This is a genomic window from Deefgea chitinilytica, from assembly GCF_016881405.1.
Taxonomy (GTDB): domain Bacteria; phylum Pseudomonadota; class Gammaproteobacteria; order Burkholderiales; family Chitinibacteraceae; genus Deefgea; species Deefgea chitinilytica.
In genome coordinates this window covers 43,985-63,510 of the sequence record NZ_WOFE01000003.1, presented here as the reverse complement: position 1 = coordinate 63,510, position 19,526 = coordinate 43,985, and the positions used below count along the sequence as shown (strand labels likewise).

The following is a 19,526-nucleotide window of genomic DNA, read 5'->3' as shown; positions in this document are numbered from 1 at the left end:
TCTTTTGGTGCAAAATCCTCATAAACGCGAGGATTTATTATGAGGATACCCATCGATAATGCCGCTGCCATCGGCAAAATTGTGCGTGCCAGTCGTAAGGCTCAAAAGATTCGTCAAGATGATGCTGCGGGCAGTATCGGCGTGAGCGAAAACTTCCTAGGCAAGATCGAGCGCGGCAGCGAGTCGGTGCAATGGGGGAAGCTCTTTCAAGTGCTTGAGGGTTTGGGCGTCCAGGTCATTGTGGATGTGCCAGAGAATGTAGCTGCCTATTTGAATGAGTCTGCGAGCAACAAGGATAAGCCATGAACAACCGATCTTTGTGCGCATCAATCAATCAAACAAAAGTCGGCACCCTGCAAGAAGTTGCTGGCCTCTGGAGTTTTCAGTACTCAGTAGACTGGCTAGAGAACCCTCAGGGGTTTGCGCTTAGTCCGCATCTTCCATTGAGGGCTGAGTCCTTGTTGGATGGTGCAAGTAAGCGCTATGTGCAATGGTATTTCGACAATCTCCTGCCAGAAGAAGGTCAGCGTGCTCTACTGGCAACAGATGCGAAACTGGATATTGCAGACGCCTTCGGCTTGCTGGCTTGGTATGGTGCTGAATCTGCAGGATCAATAACCTTGTTGCCGCCTGACACTGCTCCGCAGGTCGCTGAGCCGCTGCGCCCCTTGCCGGACGATGCCCTGGAAAACCGTATACGATTACTACCTAAGGCACCGCTGACGCACGCTGCCATCAAGCGCATGTCGCTGGCCGGCGCACAACACAAGCTGGCTGTTATCTTTCAAGATGACAAACTTTTCGAACCTGCCGGAGCAACGCCATCTACCCACATTCTAAAGCCAGATCATCCAGATGAAGATTACCCTCACTCCGTCATCAACGAATGGTTTGTGATGCGCTTGGCTAAACGGCTGGGCCTTGATGTACCTAATGTGCATCGCCGCTATGTGCCGTCTCCAGTGTATCTAATTGATCGTTTTGACCGAGTTGCCGAGCTCCACGGCTGGCAACGTCGGCACGTAATTGATGCTTGCCAACTACTAGGGCTGGATCGCAGCTTCAAATACAGTCAGGGTAGCATGGAAAATTTGGCGGCATTAGCCAACGCTTGCCGCAGCCCAGCAGTGGCTCGCTCCCGGTTATTTGGATGGCTGGTATTCAATGTCCTTGTTGGCAATAGCGATGCCCACCTGAAAAACTTGAGTTTTTTGGTGTCGCATGAGGGAGTGCAGTTGGCTCCGTTTTACGACCTACTCAGTATTGCAACGTATGACACACCCGCCTTCGGCAAGCAGGGTTGGCCTGCGCAAACCCTGCTGGCTTGGCCAATTCTAGGGGGTAGATACTTTGCGGACATCGATCGTAAACTGTTGCTGGAGGCGGGGCGCTCGCTGAATTTGGTAAAAGGTACGGCGGAACGTTTACTTGAAAGTCTACGTAGTCGCGTTGTGCCAGAAGCCGAAGCGCTGTATGCCGAGATTGAAGCTGAAAACATTCAGATCGCTCGCGTACGTCCTGAACTGGCCGCCACAATGGCAGGTGAATCCCGTTGCCTGAGAACCATTTTGCACGGCATTCTCAAAGAGATGAGCAAGCAAACTGCCTGAGGGCTGCGTCAATTACGGGCACCACGTTTTGGGTTTATTCTTGATTTGCTAGCTCAAACTGCTTGGCAAATACCGCTGATGAGTAAACTAAATTTCTTTGACAAAAACCCCGCACAGAAAGCAATTTGTCCACAGTCCATGGTCGCTGGACATAATGGGGGCTGGAAACCGCGAACGCGAAAAGTCCTTTTTGCACACATCGAGCAACTAATTTCACTGGGATCATTTTGATGGTAAGCGTCCTATGATCCCATATTGATTTTTAGGCTTCTTAGCGGGCACCCCAATATAGGGGGTATGTTGCAACTCACTATAAGCCAAAGACATGGTTAAGGTCGTTGACATTGATTTTATTAAAACGTTACATCTTATGCGATTTTTTGTTTTGCTGATGGATGGTTGTGATTTGTGCGTAACTTTTGATAAAATAAAAAATCATTGATAATCAATATGATGCTTTGTATTTATCTGATGTTTGCATAGATTTATGTAGGTTAAGGTCACTCAAAAATCTCAGGCTCATAACCCGAACCAAAAATGAAAAAACCTAGGTCTCAAGCCTAGGTTTTTTTTCGTCCAGAATTTGCCAAAAACGTCACAAACTCGATTTGTGACGTTTTCTGTGCCAAATCTGTGACACGCAAGCAATGAACGTTTGTTATCAATGATAGATAAATGAAGCCTATCACCCTAATCTACGAACAAAATGCAGGTAGCCCATTTCTCGTACATAGCCCATTTTCTGATAGATACGATGAGCTCGCACGTTTTCTGGGCCAGTTTCCATCGTAATCATGCCAATTCCAGCAGCTTGCGCTTCTTTTTCTACTTGTGCGAGTAGGGCTTCCCCAATTTGCTGGCCTCGATAAGCCGGTTGCACGTATAAATCATTGAGCACCCAGCTCCGGCAGAGGGCGATTGATGAAAAGCTGGCAAACACTTGGGCAAATGCCAGCGTCTCGCCTGCGGCATTACGCGCCAAGTAGATTTTTGAGTCGCCAGTCGAAAGTCGCTCGGCTAAAAATGCACGGGCTTCTTGTAGATTGTCGGCACAACCATAAAAGAGTCGATACGCATTAAATAATGGCGCAAGGGTATCTAAGTCGAGAATACTGGCGAAGCTCAAATAAAACGTAGAAGCGCTAGCGGCTGGCGATAACTGATTTTCGGCGACGGACACGATAATTCTCTTTTGTAGGTGTTTTTCTGTATGTTACAAAAAAACCGAGCGTGTGGCTCGGTTTCTATTTGGGGTGTTGCATCCTTCGCTTGTGGACTAAATGCCATCCTGCGGATTGTTCGTTTGCAAGCGTCGTTCAAGCTCTGCCACGCGTGCTTCCATTTGAGTCAGCGTTTCGCGGGTACGTGCCAGTACCTCTTGCTGAATTTCGAATTCTTCGCGAGTGACCAAATCCATTTTATTAAACGCCGACCCCATCATCGCGCGAATGTTTTTTTCAACATCTTTTGCTGGGCTCGCCGCAATCGCTTCAGAAATTTTGCTGGCGATATCATCGAAAAACTTATCTTTCAACATGGCCTTCTCCGGTTGTGTTCAATCATTAAATTCAGTTTAGCAGATTCAAATTAAATGCTGGTTAATTCAATCGCACCAAAGCAGTGCGCCCGATTGCTGCATCATCCAAATATTGCGCTGCAACAGTGCCGTCATACAAATAAAGTAGCTTAAAACGATGATTATCAAACCATTTTTGGTCTGGCACGCTTCCTGCTAAAGACCACATCATCGTTTCAGCACATCCCGCTAAGGAGTTTCACCATGAAATTCGTAACTGCAATTATCAAGCCATTTAAGCTTGATGAAGTTCGTGAAAGCCTGTCTGAGATTGGCGTTCAAGGTTTGACCGTTACCGAAGTAAAAGGTTTCGGTCGTCAAAAGGGTCACACCGAGTTGTATCGTGGTGCGGAATACGTGGTGGATTTTCTACCCAAAGTCAAAGTAGAAATCGCCATTGCCGACGAATTGCTTGATCAAGCCATCGAAGCAATTGAAAAAGCCGCGCATACCGGAAAAATTGGCGACGGCAAAATTTTTGTCTTCGACTTGGCTCACGTAGTACGGATTCGCACTAGCGAAACCGGCGAAGCCGCCATCTAAGTTGGATTGGAGAGAACAGATGAAAAAAATACTCAGCTCGCTTGCACTATTAGGTGCAATGCTATTTGCCGCACCGACCTTTGCCGAAGAAGCATCGGCGGTCGCGTCTACCCCCGTTGCTGAAGCCGTTGTCGCCAGCGAAGTCAAAGCCGAAGCAGCAGCCAGCGCGGTAGCTAGTGCTGTAGCTTCTGAAGTGGCAGCAGCCCCCGCAGCACCAACGATGACCATCAACAAAGGCGACAATACCTGGCTGTTTATCTCAACCGCCTTGGTGATTTTGATGTCGATTCCTGGCTTGGCGCTGTTTTACGGCGGTTTGGTACGCAGTAAAAACATGCTGTCGGTACTGATGCAAGTGTTCACTGTATTTAGCTTAATTAGTATTCTGTGGGTGGTTTACGGCTACAGTCTGGCATTTACTGAGGGCAATGCGTTTATCGGCTCGCTGTCGAAAGTACTCCTTGCGGGTGTAACGCCAGACTCAATTGCAGCAACATGGAATAAAGGCATCGGTATTTCTGAACTGATATACATCGCATTCCAAGGTGCATTTGCGGCGATTACTTGTGGCTTGATCGTTGGTTCATTTGCCGAACGGATTAAATTCTCTGCAGTGCTAGTGTTCTGCGTGATTTGGTTTACTTTCAGCTACCTACCGATGGCGCATATGGTTTGGTACTGGGCCGGTCCTGATGCCTATACCTCTGCCGAAGCTGCTACAGCGGCCACCGCAACTGCAGGTTTCTTATTCCAAGATGGTGCACTTGATTTTGCCGGTGGTACAGTGGTGCATATCAATGCGGCAGTCGCAGGTTTAGTAGGTTCGTACTTTGTTGGCAAACGCGTTGGCTACGGTCGTGACCCAATGACACCGCACAGCTTAACAATGACGATGATTGGTGCTTCATTACTGTGGTTTGGCTGGTTTGGTTTTAACGCTGGCTCAGCGCTCGAAGCCAACGGAGTTGCGGCATTGGCCTTTATCAATACTTGGATTGCTCCTGCTGCCGCAGCGATGTCGTGGTTGTTGATTGAGTGGTTGTGGAAAGGTAAACCTTCATTACTCGGCGCAGCATCTGGCGCGGTAGCAGGGCTAGTGGTGATTACACCAGCGGCTGGTTTTGTCGGCGTGGGCGGCGGCTTGATAATGGGCTTAATCGCCGGAGCAGCGGGTCTGTGGGGTGTGCATGGTTTGAAACGCTTGCTCGGTGCCGATGACTCACTCGATGTATTCGGTGTTCATGGCGTGTGCGGCATCTTGGGTGCGATCTTGACCGGTGTATTTGCCAGCCCAGACCTAGGCGGTACCGGTGTTTGGGACTACGTCGCCAACGGCGTTGCATCAGGTTACAGCATCATTACACAAGTAAAAATCCAAACCATCGGTGTCTTGGTGACGATTGCTTGGTCAGGTGTAGTGGCGGTAGTCGCTTACAAACTCGTTGATATGACCATCGGTCTACGTGTCAAAGAAGACGAAGAACGCGAAGGCTTGGATGTCTCAAGCCATGGCGAGAAAGCCTACAATATGTAATGCTTAAGATTTAACAACAGAAAGCCCAATCTGAAATGGATTGGGCTTTTTTATTGCTAAATTCGTCAGTAATTACTAGAACTAAAGCTCGAACTATAGAGGACATGTGATGAATTTCAGTATCAAGCAATCACTGATGATCTTGGCGGCACTCATATTGATCGGGATTGGCGCACAATTGCTCAACACCTCTTTGAGCCAGCGGGATGTAGTCACGCGAATTAATCATGCCAATACCTTGGCGCATCAAGAAAATCTATTAGCGCAACTACATGTGCAAGTACTTGAACAGACGCTCGTAGCGATGGATAGCATCGTTGATAAAGACGAAGGTAAAATTCATCCGGAACGTCTAGCAGAATTAGTCAAAATCAATACCGCGATTAACGCCGTATTAGATCGGCTAGAAGGTGTACCTGAACGCGACAAAATGCGAGATTTAGCCAAAAAATTGGCGCAATCGATTGATGTAGACTTAGCAAAACTCATCGAAGCAAAGGCAGGCGCTGAAGCATTTGCCGCGATTGACGATCAAATCGATAGCACAGCCTCAAGCTTACTCAAAATTATCGAAGCACAAGAAGCCAATATACAAACTCAATTCGACGACGCGCAAGCAGGGCAAGAACGCGCGATTGACCAAGCCCATGGTCGAATGTGGTGGATGTTTATCGTGGTCGTTATCGTACTGATTGCAGCCTTGCTGTGGATCTACCACGCCGTCTATCGCCCTTTAGGTGCCGAACCACGTGAGGTGGCGCAGCTGGTGCGCAAAATTGGTAGCGGGGACTTAAGCCATAACATTCACATCGAGCATCAGAATTCATTACTGGCTGGCGTAGCCGGTATGCAAGATGAGCTGAAAACGGTCGTCAAAGCCATTCGGCAAGTTTCAGATCAACTCAGTCAATCATCTGATGGGCAAAGCCAACGCGTACAAGATCTGCTGCAAAACTTGGAGCAAGTCAATCAAGCCGTCGCAGCCATTCACGAAAGCGTCGAACACATCAATCTGGGTGTACAACAAATGGAATCCAGCACCGAGAGCGCGATTGGGTTAGCACGAGATGCCGGCGAACAAGCGCGCGCGGGGATTGGCAGTGTGCAATTGGTCGCCACAGGAATTCAGACTCTAGCTGACAGCATTAATGCGGCCGCCGCCGAAGTCACCGTATTGGGTGATGAAACCGCGAGCATCGCGACCATGGTCACTAGTATTCGTGAAATCGCCGATCAAACGAATTTATTGGCCTTAAATGCCGCCATTGAAGCCGCTCGCGCCGGAGAACAAGGTCGTGGCTTTGCGGTGGTTGCCGATGAGGTACGCAAACTGGCCGAACGCACCGCTCAATCCACTCGCGACATTGTCGCGGCAATTGAAGGAATTCGCACCAAAACCGCCGCCGTAGTTGAAGGCATGGCACGCAATGTCACGCTGGCCGATCAAGGTCTGCAGCAAACTCAAGGCGCAGAAAGCACGATGGAGCAAATTGTTGCTGGCAGCCATGATGTCGTATTAGCAGTGGACAATATTATGCTAGCGGTCGCGCACCAAAGCGAACAAAGCGCGCTGGTGGCAAGGCGGATTGCCGACATTGATCAGAGCGCTCGCGCCAATGCCGCCACTTTCAGCGCTGCGGCAGCACAAGCAGAAACACTCAATAGTCAAGCCAAAAACCTATCAACAACAGTAGCACGATTCAAGTTTTAATCAGGTATATGGATAAACACATTAATTTGAGAAGGCTTTAGCCATATACACCTTAAATCAATATCAAACAGGTCGTAGTGTCTTGGGTAAGAAGGCAAACAAAGGCGCAAAGTCTGTCGCGTCCATCAAGTTTTTCAGCGTCAAGCCCAATTCGGTATCGCCGGTAATGGTTAGGCGGCGCTGAAAAAACAAAGTATCTGGATCTTCTTGGCGGCGCGCAATCAACCAATAATCAGCCAAACTCGCCGTCAGCGTCACATCGGCGGGCATTTCACCACACACAAAGCGGCCATTTTGATAGCTCAGCGTGATGCCAACATCAAGGTCAGCCACCGCCATCCGCACTTGGCGGCCTTCCCACCACGCGAAATCCTCTTCTGGCCACAATTGATTACGCACCAAATTGAGGCTAGCCACTACCGCCAAAGTAGGCGGGGTTTCGGGCAAGACTTGCAATAACTTCTGCAATGGCTTTGGTATTTTCATGCGATTTCCTTTAAACGAATTCCAGCTTCGCCGTGCCAATAGCCATTGGCCAAACCTTCTGGATTGAATCGTTGCCAATCAAAGTCTAGCGTAGCAGACTGAGCCAGCTGCGCGGCGTAGGCGGCAATAATTTCATCGGTGAACTGTGCTTGTGGGCTAATCCGTAAATGGCTCACGCCCATCGCACGCGCACTCGCCAAATCATGAATCAGAGCGTGGCAAGCTGCCGATTGCGTTTGAATGCCATTTAAACGCAAGAAAGGCTGACCATCGCGCGTCTTGAGGAGTTGCCCATCGGCATGCTCCAGACACTTAAATTCACAGGCATCTTTGCTCAAATCATAATGGCGGGCGGTAAAGCAACGCGCCGAAAACGCCAACGGTAAACGACCATGGGCAAAAACTTCGGTTTCAATTGGCGTTTGAATTTCAGTCAGAATCGCAGCAATCGCGTTGCGGCTCGCCTCCAGCGGCGGCACCCAACGCACCGCGCCTGCTTGTTGATGCCAAGCCAGCGTCGCGCCGTTGTAAATATTTAGATGTGTGCCAGCAATATAGGGAATCTGCAAATCGCGCGCGATTTTGACCGCGCCCAAATCGTTGGCTTCCAAAACTCCGCCTTCGCTGGCCAAACGGCGCAACGACGATAAATCCGAGCCCGACTCCAACAAAGCTTGTGAACAGTAGACGACTTTTTTCCCGGCTTGTGCTAATTCACAGCCAAGCGCCAACCAATCCGCGGTACGCATTTCATGCCGACGCGCACAGACGACTTCACCTAAATAAATCGTCTCGACCGCCCAATCTGCCGTTTGCGTATAAAAATCCAGCGTCGTTTGGCGTGGCCAGTAATACAGCAAAGGGCCTAGGGTGAGTTGCATGGAATTCTCCGCAGTTTGATTACACTGTGTATATCAATGAGTTCAGTGGATGCTTGAGTCGTTAAGCGAACCAAAGTAGATTGAGTGCGCCCGAAGCACAGAAACCGAAATCTGCTCAGGTACATGAGGATTTCAAGCATCGTACGCGACCAAGCTAAGCAGGTGCAGCCGACGAATGAAGCACGAACTATCGCCATGGTCGGCTATATGCGCCCAATGTTTGTTGATGCCCTTCGGAAACTTTGCCCAGCGCCTGTTGCCAAGCAGGTTTGACGGAATAACGCGGGTCGCTCGCTGCATCCAGTGCGGCGCGCAAAGTCGCCGTCACTTCGCCGACATACGCCGGGCTGCGCTGGCGGCCTTCCACTTTAATTGCTTTCACGCCGATACGAATTAGCTCAGGCAATACCGACAAGGCATTCAAGCTGGTCGGCTCCTCCATTGCATAATAGGTATCACCCTCTACCTCAAATCGACCCTTGCATAGTGTCGGATACCCTGCTGGTTCACCTTTTTCAAAATGATCGATCAAAATGCCATTCAAGCGGGTATCGAGGGTATCGCCCTTTGGCAACCATTGCACATGGCTCGCTGGCGAACACACCCCGTGGGTATTGGGCGATTCGCCCGTGGCGTAGCTCGATAAAATGCAACGCCCTTCGGCCATCACACAGAGACTGCCAAAGCCAAACACTTCAATTTCGACCTTGGTATTTTTGATAACGTATTCGATTTGCGGCAAAGTTAACACACGTGGCAGCACGGCGCGGCTGACACCAAAATACTCATACGCTAAATTGACGGCTTCAAAGTTGGTCGCCGAGCCTTGCACTGATAAATGGCGACGCAAATTCGGATGACGACGCGTGGCGTATTCGAGCAAGCCTAAATCGGCCAAAATAACAGCATTGGCGCCTAAATCAGCGGCCGCATCGATAGAGCGATGCCATTCGGCAGTCCGACCTGCTTGTGGATAGGTATTAATGGCAATGAGAACTTCCCGAGCTTGGGATTGTGCATATTCAATTCCCGATTTAAGCTGAGAGTCGGTAAAATTAAGCCCTGCAAAGTTGCGTGCATTGGTCGCATTCTTAAAACCAAGGTAAACCGCATCAGCGCCGGCATTAATCGCAGCTTTTAAGGCAGGTAAACTGCCCGCAGGGCAAATTAATTGCGGTGTGTGTGGGGCTAAAGAGGGCATAATAGCGCGACCAAATCAATAATTTGGGCTAGCTTAGGCCTTCGGCGAGTCCAAAACTTTAATACAAATCAAAAAAAAGCCTGCATAGTGCTTCGGTGGTAGGCGTAATACCGATAAAAGCACGTGTTTTTCGCTTAGAATGTCATATTCGGCGAGGCAAAACCTACAAGGAAACAGTATGAATATCGCAATGATCGGTTTAGGCAAAATGGGCGGCAATATGGCGCGTCGTCTCTCTCGCGGTGGCGCAAACGTGTTTGGCTTTGATGTCAGCGCGGAAGTGCGCAGCCAATTGGCCAGCGAAGAAGCTAATTTTCAAGCTTTTGCCAGCGTACCTGAATTGATCGCAGCGCTGCCCACTCCACGCGTGGTGTGGTTGATGTTGCCATCGGGCGATATTTCTGAGGCCGCCTTTGCCGAAATGAAAACCTTGCTAGCGCCAGGCGATTTGATCATCGACGGTGCAAACGCGATGTACAAAGACAGCCAGCGCCATGCTGCGGAATTGGCCGCGCTGAACATCAAGTTTGTCGATGCAGGCGTTTCTGGCGGTGTATGGGGTCTGCAGAATGGTTATTGCTTGATGTTTGGTGGCGATAAAGATGCCGCTGAAATCGCTACTCCATTTATGAAAATCTTGGCCCCCGATGCAACACGCGGCTGGACACACACCGGCCCAGCGGGCTCAGGCCACTACACCAAGATGCTGCACAATGGTATCGAATACGGCATGATGCAAGCGTTTGCTGAAGGCTTTGCAATGCTAAAAGCAAAAAAAGAATTCGATCTGGACGTAGCTGAAATCGCTGAAACCTGGCGTCATAGCTCAGTGGTGCGTTCATGGTTGCTCGACTTGGTGGCTGAATCATTCTCACACGACGCTGAATTGGCTGATTTGAATGCCTACGTACCTGATTCAGGCGAAGGCCGCTGGTCAGTATTGGAATCGGTTGAGCTGGGTGTTCCTGCGCCCGTGATGGCAACCAGCTTGTACGCGCGCTTTGCTTCACGCGGCAATGACGATTACGCGATGAAAATGCTGTCGCTGATGCGCAATGCCTTTGGTGGCCACGCGATGTCGAAAAAATAAGCGGCACGCCAAAGCGAGTAATAATCTAGTATTTCAAACGCAAAATGCCCGCAACATCTTCTGATGTGCGGGCATTTTTTATTCGCGTGATTGACGCGGCATTAAGCCTTTTTCAAGAAACAGGCCTTCAACATCATTTGACCAAGATCGGTACGGCAATCCACTTCGTGATCACCATCGACAATGCGGATGCCTTTGATTTTAGTACCGACTTTCAAAGTGCTCGACGTGCCCTTCACTTTTAAGTCTTTCACCACCACCACCGTATCGCCGTCTTGCAGCACATTACCATTGGCATCTTTAACGATACGCACATCGTCTTCTTCTGCAGCGGCAACCTCTAATGGCCATTCAAAACCACAATCCGCGCAAACATTGTTCTCACCATCTTGATAGGTATTTTCCAAAGTGCATTGTGGACAGGCGTTTGGCATCGTGAACTCCAGAAAAAATTTAGAATGCGTGCAGTATACCAGTACAAATCATAGGGGTTTTAGGATTACGTATTTTTACTACCAAATCCCAACTCAAGCAAACCAGCACTTACACCTGCAGTAGGACTCTGGTATAAAACATCTCAGCAAAATAATCAGACTTTTGGAATGTCCATGCACAAGCTCAGAAAACCGCTGTTTATCCTATTGGCGCTACTAGCCATCATTGGCACAGTGACCTTAGATTTCTTTTTGCCAGAAAAATCGATCACCACCATCACTGGCGTTGAAGTCAAACTCACCGATAAAGACGGGCCGATTAGCCAAGCCAATCCAAGTGACGGCCCAACGGTCGATGTGTATTACATCTACACCAACCACGCTAGCGACATTATTCGCGTCTACAAAAATATCGATACCGGCTGGAGCTGGCCGTATTACTTCAAATTTAATTCTGCCGATTTGCAAGCCAAAGCCAAAACCTTGGAATTCGAGAAAAAAACCGCACTGATTACTTCATACGGTTGGCGCTTTGATGTGATGTCGTGGTTCCCGAATGTCGTCAACATTCAAATCGCCGAGCCCGATAGCACCACATGGAGTTTTTGGCGTTGGCTGGGATTTAGTGTGTGGGGTTTGTTGCTGCTGGCATTGGCAATTGGCACGTATCGGATTACACGTATTAAGAATAAAGGCGTGGAAGGTAATACCTAGAAATTTAGGTAATATTCAGATTCGGTGTTGATGGTTTAAGTGCCTGCGGCACTATGTTTTACAGTCGCAATCCGCGACGGGGACTTACTATTTCTTGCTTCGCCAAGAAAAGTAAGCAAAAGAAGGCGACCCATATATCTGCGCCGACTTCGTCGGCTTGATATGAGGGGTTTTAAAATCCTCAGCTCGACGATCAAGAAACAATATCAACACCTAATCTGAACATGGCTAAAATTTAAATGTGGGCACGTAAGATGGGGGGAGCGAAGCGATACCCATCAATTTAAAGCCACGGCAATCGTCAAAAACAGCATAGCAATTCAAACTATGAATATCACAACAAATAAAATTATCGAACAAAGTCGTTTATAAGATTATGTTAGCTTTTTGAATCTCTTGAGCCTCAATAGATTTGAGATCCTTACCATTGATATCTTTCCACTCAACAAGTCCGTTCGCGCTGCGCCCCATTACAACGGCGGCAGCTGCTGATGGGCTGCTAAAGAGATAATCTTGCTGAAACAGCAATTTATCTTCCACTGCAACAACAATCCCACCTTCAAGTAAATCATTGCGCAATGCATTAAAGCTATTAGGAAAAGAGGGCACTGTTGACGTAGCAATTTCAGAGTTTTTAAGTACGACTAATCCATCAGAAGTTCGCCGCCCTTTCGCATTTGCGCCACGCGCAGCGTTGATATAGAGACAATCTGCAGTAACAACTGCGCCATTATCCGCTTTGATTAGCGGTTCAAATACCTTAAATCCCATCGTATTCACGAGCATTTTGATGTACTCGATAAATTCTTCCATTTCAGCCTGATCAGCTTCTGAAATCGAAGAACGAGTAGGCGTATTGCCGTTTTGCAGTTCATAACGGTCTGCGCTAGTCGCAATCTCAAATAGGCGAGATTCTAAATATTTGATGTGCGCTTTATTTAAATTTTCATCTTTGCTGATAAAAACAACCGACTCATTCCAAAACTCTTTCTCAGAGACATGCTGTACAAGTCGAGAATAGGCGTTCTCAGCCTCGCCAATATAAACTTTAGGTTTAGCCGTTGCTGACTCCGCTCGACCAAAAAGCAAATAAACCGCTGTGCTTTTTAACTCATCGCGATTATTGCAATCTTTAACCTTACCGCGAGGAATTCGGTATGCTTTTCCTGTCCAATTCGATAATTCACAAATCATACGACCATCAGGATCGGCATCCATGAGGAACAACTTGATAGTTTTACCGAATTTTTGATTGAACATTTCTTTTACACTTCTTCTTTATCAGGACAGTTGATCGGCAAGCCCGTCGCCTGCGACAAAGCCTCTGCAATCGCTTTGGCTTTCTCGATATTAGCCGCCGTGGCCGAAAAATTAGCGAACGCAAAACGCTCGCTGTTTTCATCTGCACCAGAAACCATCACCCACACCGTATCGTTGCGAAAGAGATTGGGGTCTTGCTCGTAATGGATTTCGCTAAATGCACTCAGTGGCGTGGTTTTTTTCCACAGCACCAGCAATCCTAACAAGACAAAACGCCGCTCGAACACGCCATTTTCAAAGCGCTGCTCACTCGGCAGCGCCCAAAACAGCGCCATCCCGGCCAGAATCGAGTAGTAAAACAAACCAAAAAAGTGATTTTCAAACTGCGTGGATTGCACCAGCGGCAAGCCCCAATAGCCTGCCGCCAATATCACCAAACCCGCCGTCCACCACGCTAACGTGAACGCACCACGATGGATGACAGTCGTGCGATGATCCATCATCAAGCGAGTTTCCACTGAATCAACTCGCCCGCGCGCAATGGCACCACCACGCTATCGGCAAATGGGTATTCGTTTGGCACGACCCAGCTTTCTTTGACCAAAGTAACTTTTTCCGTGCTTACCGGCAAACCGTAAAACGCTGGGCCATTCAGGCTGGCAAAGGCTTCGAGCTGATCGAGCTTGCCCGCCAGATCAAATGCCTCGGCGTACAGCGGCAGCGCCGCGTGGGCGGTGTACATCCCCGCACAGCCACAACTGGTTTCTTTGGTGCCTTTGGCGTGTGGTGCGCTGTCGGTGCCGAGGAAAAATTTGCTTGAGCCCGACGTCACCGCTTCGACCAAGGCTTTACGATGCACTTCGCGTTTGAGCACTGGCAAGCAATACAGATGTGGGCGAATGCCGCCGACCAGCATCGCATTGCGGTTCATCAGCAAGTGATGCGCTGTCACCGTCGCCGCCACATTGGCTGGCGCCGCCGCGACAAATTCCGCGGCGTCTTTGGTGGTGATGTGCTCGAACACGACTTTCAGATTTGGGAATTTAGCCAACAGTGGCTGCATCACACGGTCGATAAACACTGCTTCGCGGTCGAAAATATCGATTTCGGCATCAACCACTTCGCCGTGCACCAAGAATGGCAGCCCCACTTCGGCCATTTTTTCAATCGCAGGTAACACATTATTGACATTGGTACAGCCGGCATCCGAATTGGTCGTTGCGCCTGCTGGATATAATTTCACGCCGTGCACAAAACCGCTGTTTTTCGCCGCGACGATATCTTCTGGCGTGGTATTGTCTGTTAGATACAGCGTCATCAAAGGCTGGAACGATATACCTGAAGGCAACGCTGCCATAATGCGATCACGGTATTCACCCGCCAAAGTCACATTCGTCACTGGTGGTTTTAAATTGGGCATCACAATCGCACGACCAAATTCACGTGCGGTATGCGGCAACACACTCGCCAACCCCGCGCCATCGCGCAGGTGCAAATGCCAATCATCCGGGCGGGCTATCGTAATACTTTGAGTCATATTGAATCCTGTGAGAGGTTAGGTGTAAGGAGTGAGGTGTTGAGCTTTGCTGATGAGGTATTGGGTGTGAAATACAATGGGCGTTTTACCCCTCACACCTAACAGGCCGTTGAAAAACTACTGTGAAATTCAAATTCTGCGTTAAAAAACGGCTAAAAATCCTCATTTACAACCTGTAAACTCCGGTTTTTCGCCATTTTTGCCTTTGAGCTTCTCGCCACCTTTTTCAACGGCCTGCTAACTCCTCACCCCTCACGTTTTTTAATTAAGAATAAAAACTTCGCGTCTTCATTCCATTGTTCAAGCAGCTCATGCCCCGTTTGGCGGCAAAAGGCAGCAAAGTCGGTCGGTGTCGCGGGATCAGTGCAGGTCACTTGCAACACCTCGCCACCCGCCATCGTCGCTAATGCTTTTTTGGTGCGTAGAATGGGTAAAGGGCAATTCAAGCCAGATAAGTCGGCAGTCTGTTGTGGGGCGATGCGGGAAGTCATGACGCAATCCAAACGAGCAAAATGCTATTGTACCAAGCTCGTCAAGTACTGTTGCCCTTGCTCGGTGAAAAAGATCATGATTCGCCCGCTGTCCTTACTCACGGCAGACGAGCGGTGCTAAATCTAAGCGGTGGCGTGCTTTTGCTGAACCAAGGTATCCAGCATTTGAAACAGCTGCTGGCTAGCCTGCTCAACCTGCTGAAATTGCTGTTGAATCTGCAGTTGCCGCGCAGGCTCATCGGGCCAATTGCCAGCGGCTAGGTCCAGCATGTGATGCATGGCCTGATAAATCTGTGCTTGTGGCGTGGCCAAAGCCCGGAATGCGCTGTGTTGCTGATATTCTCGCTGCTCACTCACTGCGGCGTACCAGCGCCCAAATACGCTATCACTGGCTTGCGCTTGCAGATGTTGCTGAGCGGTGCGCGCCATGTCGCCGCCCATCAAACTGATATAACCATTTTGCTTCAGATTTAAGATTTCAACCTTGGCTTGTGAGGCATGACAAACGTCCTGCACATAGGCGATGCGACGTAATGCTTGTTTCGCGCGCTCTTCACTGCCTTGAAAACGCTGCTCGATTCCGGCCACATGTTCGCCCGACTCGTGCGCCATGGCTCGCATGCTGGTGCTGACTTGGCTGATGCTATTGGCTTTAGCTTGTAAATCATGCATCACTTCGCCAATTTCACCAGATGCGGTTTTGCTGCGCTCGGCCAATTTACGCACTTCATCGGCGACCACCGCAAAACCGCGCCCTTGCTCGCCAGCACGCGCGGCCTCAATGGCCGCATTGAGCGCCAGCAAATTCGTTTGATCAGATAACTCAGCAATCATCGTCACCGACGCGCTCACTTTGGCGGCCAATTGGCCAAAACCATCGACAGCAGAGCTCGTTTCGTCAATATGCTCGATCATTTCCATTAATGAATGAATCAGTTGCGTCACTTGCTGGCGACTTTCTCCGGCATCGGCGACATTTTGGCCTGATAAACCTGCTAACTCATCCGTCGCACTGGCAATCCCCACCATATCACCTTGCGTCATGGCCAGATTTGACAATAAATTACGGCTATTCATTTCACCCAGTTGCGACAACAGCCCGTTGCGGCGCTCTTTGAGCGCATTTTGCTCAACCAGCACCAAGGATTGATTGGTGCGCTCCAGCGAATCATAAAACACACCATGCAAACCCACTGGCTGCGCATGGCGAAAAAATCGCCCTTGGCTGGCCATCTGTAGCGTGGTTTGCTGTTCACGAAAACAGGCTTCAAGCTGATCGAGCATGTCATTGATGGCCCAACTGATTCGACCAAACTCGTCCTCGCTTGGAATATGTAAAATTCGTCCGGTGATTTTGCCTGCGGCCACATTGCTAGCCACCGTTTCGATTTGTTTAAGCAGCGCCAGATCGATGCGCGAGCGCAGCGTATACCAATGCCCCGTTCCGATTCCAATCAATAAAGGCAGCAATGCCCAGATGCTAAAGCCGTGTAAAAACCAGTCAATCAGGAAACTAATACCCAGCAGACTACATAAAAAGAGCACGATAAGCGTAACCCTAGAGTGAAAGGACAAGTTCTTCATAACTCACTCCGCGTTGTTGTAGCACCTGAGTCAGCAGCGCCAAAGACGCGTCACACGCATCACGCGGGCCTGCCGCTTGTTCAGCTGCTAACATTTGCTGATACAAAGCAGTGCACGTATCAACAGCAGATCTTTTTGGACAGCGGCGTACAGACAAATACCCGATGATATTGCCCTGCTCATCATAGTCAGGGGTGACATTGGCGAACACCCAATAATAGCTACCGTCTTTGGCCATGTTTTTAACGTAGGCAAATACCTCTTGCCCGCTCGCAATGGTGTCCCATAAAAATTTAAACACGCCGCGCGGCATATCTGGGTGGCGAATAATATTGTGCTGCGCCCCCAGCAATTCGTGCTCGGTATAGCCTGAATATTCAATAAAAATCCGATTCCCGTAGGTGATGCGGCCTTTCAGATCGGTCTTAGACACGATAAAGTCCTGTTCGCGCATCCGTTTTTCATGACTATTAGGCGTAATGCGATTTTTCATACCTCACCTTTTGCGCAGTTACCGATGGCGACACCGCCGATTGCCAAAACTCCGCCAGATCAATGCCTTCTTGATGCTGAGCTTGCACACGCGCTGACTCGACAACAGCCAAATTATCATGCAAGGCCGCAATCACATGACCATCAAGCTTGCCTTGTTGCTGCCATTCGTCCAGCATCGCTAAGGCCGTATCCGGTGGCACGCCGGGGCGATAGGGGCGATCTTCGGTAAGGGCGGTATACACATCTGCGACCGCCAAAATTCTGGCGCCAAGCGATAAATCTTTGGCCGTCAAATGGAAAGGATAACCGCTGCCATCAAGGCGCTCATGGTGGCTGGCCGCCCACTCAGCGACGTCTTCCAAGCCACCAATCATGCTCAGAATATCCAGCGTCAGATAGCTATGTGAACGCACGCGCGCGATTTCTTTTTCGCTAAGCGGTGCGGCACGCTCGATAAACTCGCTGGGAATGGCCAACTTACCCAAATCATGCAGATACCCCGCCATCCGTACTTTCATGCATTCTTGATCCCCCATCCCCAAATGCCGCGCAATCGTCTCGGCGGTAATCGCCACCCCCGCCGAATGCGTCGCAGTGAAATGGCTGCGCGAATCAATAATTAGCGCAAAAAACTGCGCAAATTGCAGTACATGATCTAATTCCAGATCAATATTTTCAAACGGAGCGATGTCTTTCAGAATGCGGTCGAGGTTATTCGAGAAAATATCGAGCCAAAATGATTCCTGCTGGGCGATTTTGCAAAAAGCGGTGACAAAGTGCGGATGAAATTTGCGCCCACTCTCAGCACAAATCTGCGCCACAATCTCAGGCGCGGCACCAAGAATATTGTCTTGCCCTTGAGCCAGCACTTCAATGCGATCAGATAAATAAATCAGATGGCTCATCATCGGCACGTTTTGCCCATCATGCATTTGACCCAATCCGTGGTTCCATTGCACATGATGGCAATTGACCAGTGGCGCATAGCAAGCAAAACTCGGGAAACGAGCCAGCAACAAGGCGCCAAGATGCGCATGGATGTGCGCGTCGTGTTCTTCAAAATCCAGCATCGACAAGCGATCATTTAAGCCAATCGCGCCAATATCATGAAAAATGGCCGCCCCAAACACATTTTGATAGTCGGTATCGCTCAAGGACATCGATCGCGCAATTTGCGCGGCAATCAGGCAAGTTCGCTTTTGATGCGAGCCCAGTGCCGGATCTAATAAATCCAGCGCCGTCGACAGCGCACAGATCATGTCAAACAAGGGAACACGAATAGTCGACAGCCCATTATTCGCCACTGAATACGGATACATACCAAGCCCTCGCTCGTTTGCGCCTCATACTGTCGTTGTAGTCGAGTAATTTGCAAGTTGCTAGCAAGCAAAATAATCAATAATGTTTTTTTAGCGCTTAAGTTTCGCTTCATTCAACGATGATTTAATGCACTCGTTGTCTCAACAAACCACTTGGAGCTAGACCATGAAACTGATTACTTTGTTTGCCGTCGCCACCGTTGCAGCTTCTTCCCTCAGTTTTGCCAGCGCAAAGTGCACTCCTCATCCAAAAGCCGAATGGATGAAAGAAGCCGATGCCAAAGCCAAAATTGAAGGCATGGGCTACAAAATCAAAAAATTCAAAACATCGGGTGAGTGCTACGAGATTTACGGCCACAACAAAGAAGGCAAAAAAGCCGAAGTGTATTTCGATACCAAAACACTGGATATTGTTAAATCTGAAATTGATTAACCAATACAATTTCTTAACGTATAGCTCTATAGCCAATAATGATAAATGGCTATAGAGCTATACCCATTAAGGCAAATACATATGAAACAAGTAAAAGTTTGGGATCCAGTGGTGCGTTTCTTGCACTGGAGCTTGGCGCTAGCCGTGTTGGGTAACTTTATCAACGAAGGCGGCGATCTGATTCACCGCTGGGAAGGCTATGCCGCGCTAGCCTTGGTGGCAAGCCGTATCGTTTGGGGGTTTATTGGCAGTCAACACGCACGCTTTAGCGACTGGTTTCCTACGCCGAGCCGAGTGCTCAATTACCTGCGCGCCCAATTGCGCGGTGAACATCCTCGGTATCTGGGTCACAACCCGGCTGGCGCGGTGATGATGCTGTTTTTATTGCTGATGGTCATCGCAATCGGAACAACTGGCTATATGATGGGTACTGATGCGTTTTTTGGTGAAGAATGGCTCGAGGAGCTACACGAAATCCTCGCTTATACTTTGCTTGCTGGCGTTGGCCTACATGTCGCGGCGGCGCTGTTTGAGAGTTGGCGTCATAAAGAAAATCTACCTGCCGCTATGATTCATGGGTATAAACGCACAGGCGATTAATAACAAAGCATTGAAAGCAATACATCG

Annotated in this window: 22 protein-coding genes and 1 pseudogene; 9 read left to right on the top strand and 14 right to left on the bottom strand. The window is 49.1% G+C overall.

Annotated elements, in window-relative coordinates; genetic code table 11:
* Positions 1-39 precede the first annotated feature (39 nt).
* Together GM173_RS08250 and GM173_RS08245 are read left to right on the top strand one after the other, a co-directional pair.
* On the top strand, positions 40-306 hold the full coding sequence (locus tag GM173_RS08250; RefSeq protein ID WP_203570903.1) for a helix-turn-helix domain-containing protein: 267 nt from the start codon (positions 40-42) through the stop codon (positions 304-306).
* Positions 303-1,610, top strand: coding sequence for a HipA domain-containing protein (locus tag GM173_RS08245; protein WP_203570902.1), 1,308 nt, complete (start codon positions 303-305; stop codon positions 1,608-1,610). The genes GM173_RS08250 and GM173_RS08245 overlap by 4 nt, the downstream gene beginning before the upstream one ends.
* Positions 1,611-2,295: 685 nt before the next feature.
* On the opposite strand, the gene GM173_RS16300 is transcribed toward GM173_RS08245, so the two are convergent.
* The 3 genes from GM173_RS16300 to GM173_RS08230 all read right to left on the bottom strand — a co-directional run bounded on the left by GM173_RS16300 (position 2,296) and on the right by GM173_RS08230 (position 3,358).
* Complete coding sequence (locus tag GM173_RS16300) at positions 2,296-2,790, bottom strand: GNAT family N-acetyltransferase (RefSeq protein ID WP_203570901.1); 495 nt, start codon at positions 2,788-2,790, stop codon at positions 2,296-2,298.
* 96 nt (positions 2,791-2,886) lie between these two features.
* Complete coding sequence (locus GM173_RS08235) at positions 2,887-3,147, bottom strand: accessory factor UbiK family protein (protein WP_203570900.1); 261 nt, start codon at positions 3,145-3,147, stop codon at positions 2,887-2,889.
* A 61-nt stretch (positions 3,148-3,208) separates the two neighbouring features.
* Complete coding sequence (locus tag GM173_RS08230) at positions 3,209-3,358, bottom strand: hypothetical protein (RefSeq protein ID WP_203570899.1); 150 nt, start codon at positions 3,356-3,358, stop codon at positions 3,209-3,211.
* Positions 3,359-3,390: 32 nt separating this feature from the next.
* Here GM173_RS08230 and glnK point away from each other — a divergent pair, with 32 nt between their 5' ends.
* From glnK to GM173_RS08215, 3 genes are all read left to right on the top strand, one after another.
* Positions 3,391-3,729, top strand: a complete 339-nt coding sequence (gene glnK / locus GM173_RS08225; RefSeq protein WP_203570898.1) for a P-II family nitrogen regulator — start codon at positions 3,391-3,393, stop codon at positions 3,727-3,729.
* 19 nt (positions 3,730-3,748) lie between these two features.
* Positions 3,749-5,263 (top strand): ammonium transporter, encoded by a 1,515-nt coding sequence (gene amt, locus GM173_RS08220; RefSeq protein WP_203570897.1) that lies wholly within the window; start codon positions 3,749-3,751, stop codon positions 5,261-5,263.
* Between the two features lie 109 nt (positions 5,264-5,372).
* Positions 5,373-6,974 carry a methyl-accepting chemotaxis protein gene (locus GM173_RS08215; RefSeq protein WP_203570896.1) on the top strand — a complete coding sequence of 534 codons (1,602 nt, stop codon included), beginning with the start codon at positions 5,373-5,375 and terminating at the stop codon, positions 6,972-6,974.
* 63 nt (positions 6,975-7,037) lie between these two features.
* Here the strand turns inward: GM173_RS08215 and ubiT are convergent, their stop codons facing one another.
* From ubiT to ubiU, 3 genes are all read right to left on the bottom strand, one after another.
* Complete coding sequence (gene ubiT / locus GM173_RS08210) at positions 7,038-7,460, bottom strand: ubiquinone anaerobic biosynthesis accessory factor UbiT (protein WP_203570895.1); 423 nt, start codon at positions 7,458-7,460, stop codon at positions 7,038-7,040.
* A complete protein-coding gene (locus GM173_RS08205; protein WP_203570894.1) occupies positions 7,457-8,341 on the bottom strand; it encodes a U32 family peptidase in 885 nt (294 codons plus the stop codon). The genes ubiT and GM173_RS08205 overlap by 4 nt, the downstream gene beginning before the upstream one ends.
* A 187-nt stretch (positions 8,342-8,528) precedes the next feature.
* Positions 8,529-9,542, bottom strand: coding sequence for a ubiquinone anaerobic biosynthesis protein UbiU (gene ubiU, locus GM173_RS08200; protein WP_203570893.1), 1,014 nt, complete (start codon positions 9,540-9,542; stop codon positions 8,529-8,531).
* A gap of 178 nt (positions 9,543-9,720) precedes the next feature.
* Between ubiU and gnd the strand changes: the two genes are divergently transcribed.
* Positions 9,721-10,632, top strand: a complete 912-nt coding sequence (gene gnd / locus GM173_RS08195; protein WP_203570892.1) for a phosphogluconate dehydrogenase (NAD(+)-dependent, decarboxylating) — start codon at positions 9,721-9,723, stop codon at positions 10,630-10,632.
* A 101-nt stretch (positions 10,633-10,733) separates the two neighbouring features.
* Here the strand turns inward: gnd and GM173_RS08190 are convergent, their stop codons facing one another.
* The gene (locus GM173_RS08190; protein WP_203570891.1) at positions 10,734-11,066 is read right to left on the bottom strand and encodes a zinc ribbon domain-containing protein YjdM; all 333 of its coding nucleotides are present in this window, start codon (positions 11,064-11,066) and stop codon (positions 10,734-10,736) included.
* 174 nt (positions 11,067-11,240) lie between these two features.
* On the opposite strand from GM173_RS08190, the gene GM173_RS08185 reads away from it, so the two are divergent.
* Positions 11,241-11,780, top strand: coding sequence for a DUF1523 family protein (locus tag GM173_RS08185; protein WP_203570890.1), 540 nt, complete (start codon positions 11,241-11,243; stop codon positions 11,778-11,780).
* Positions 11,781-12,146: 366 nt separating this feature from the next.
* Here the strand turns inward: GM173_RS08185 and GM173_RS08180 are convergent, their stop codons facing one another.
* From GM173_RS08180 to GM173_RS08150, 7 genes and pseudogenes are all read right to left on the bottom strand, one after another.
* A complete protein-coding gene (locus tag GM173_RS08180; RefSeq protein ID WP_203570889.1) occupies positions 12,147-13,040 on the bottom strand; it encodes a GIY-YIG nuclease family protein in 894 nt (297 codons plus the stop codon).
* Positions 13,041-13,045: 5 nt separating this feature from the next.
* A complete protein-coding gene (locus GM173_RS08175; protein ID WP_203570888.1) occupies positions 13,046-13,543 on the bottom strand; it encodes a hypothetical protein in 498 nt (165 codons plus the stop codon).
* Positions 13,543-14,577, bottom strand: coding sequence for a dihydroorotase (pyrC, locus tag GM173_RS08170; protein ID WP_203570887.1), 1,035 nt, complete (start codon positions 14,575-14,577; stop codon positions 13,543-13,545). The genes GM173_RS08175 and pyrC overlap by 1 nt, the downstream gene beginning before the upstream one ends.
* A gap of 245 nt (positions 14,578-14,822) precedes the next feature.
* Positions 14,823-15,068 carry a sulfurtransferase TusA family protein gene (locus GM173_RS08165; RefSeq protein WP_203570886.1) on the bottom strand — a complete coding sequence of 82 codons (246 nt, stop codon included), beginning with the start codon at positions 15,066-15,068 and terminating at the stop codon, positions 14,823-14,825.
* Positions 15,069-15,653: 585 nt separating this feature from the next.
* A pseudogene (locus GM173_RS16390) lies at positions 15,654-16,454 on the bottom strand (methyl-accepting chemotaxis protein); the annotation flags it as partial.
* A 172-nt stretch (positions 16,455-16,626) separates the two neighbouring features.
* Positions 16,627-17,145: a PAS domain-containing protein gene (locus GM173_RS08155; RefSeq protein WP_239078441.1), complete on the bottom strand. Its 519-nt coding sequence runs from the start codon at positions 17,143-17,145 to the stop codon at positions 16,627-16,629.
* Positions 17,123-18,466: an HD-GYP domain-containing protein gene (locus GM173_RS08150; RefSeq protein WP_203570884.1), complete on the bottom strand. Its 1,344-nt coding sequence runs from the start codon at positions 18,464-18,466 to the stop codon at positions 17,123-17,125. The genes GM173_RS08155 and GM173_RS08150 overlap by 23 nt, the downstream gene beginning before the upstream one ends.
* A 166-nt stretch (positions 18,467-18,632) precedes the next feature.
* Here GM173_RS08150 and GM173_RS08145 point away from each other — a divergent pair, with 166 nt between their 5' ends.
* Positions 18,633-18,899: a PepSY domain-containing protein gene (locus GM173_RS08145; RefSeq protein ID WP_203570883.1), complete on the top strand. Its 267-nt coding sequence runs from the start codon at positions 18,633-18,635 to the stop codon at positions 18,897-18,899.
* Between the two features lie 81 nt (positions 18,900-18,980).
* A complete protein-coding gene (locus tag GM173_RS08140; protein ID WP_203570882.1) occupies positions 18,981-19,499 on the top strand; it encodes a cytochrome b/b6 domain-containing protein in 519 nt (172 codons plus the stop codon).
* The last annotated feature ends 27 nt before the right edge of the window (positions 19,500-19,526 follow it).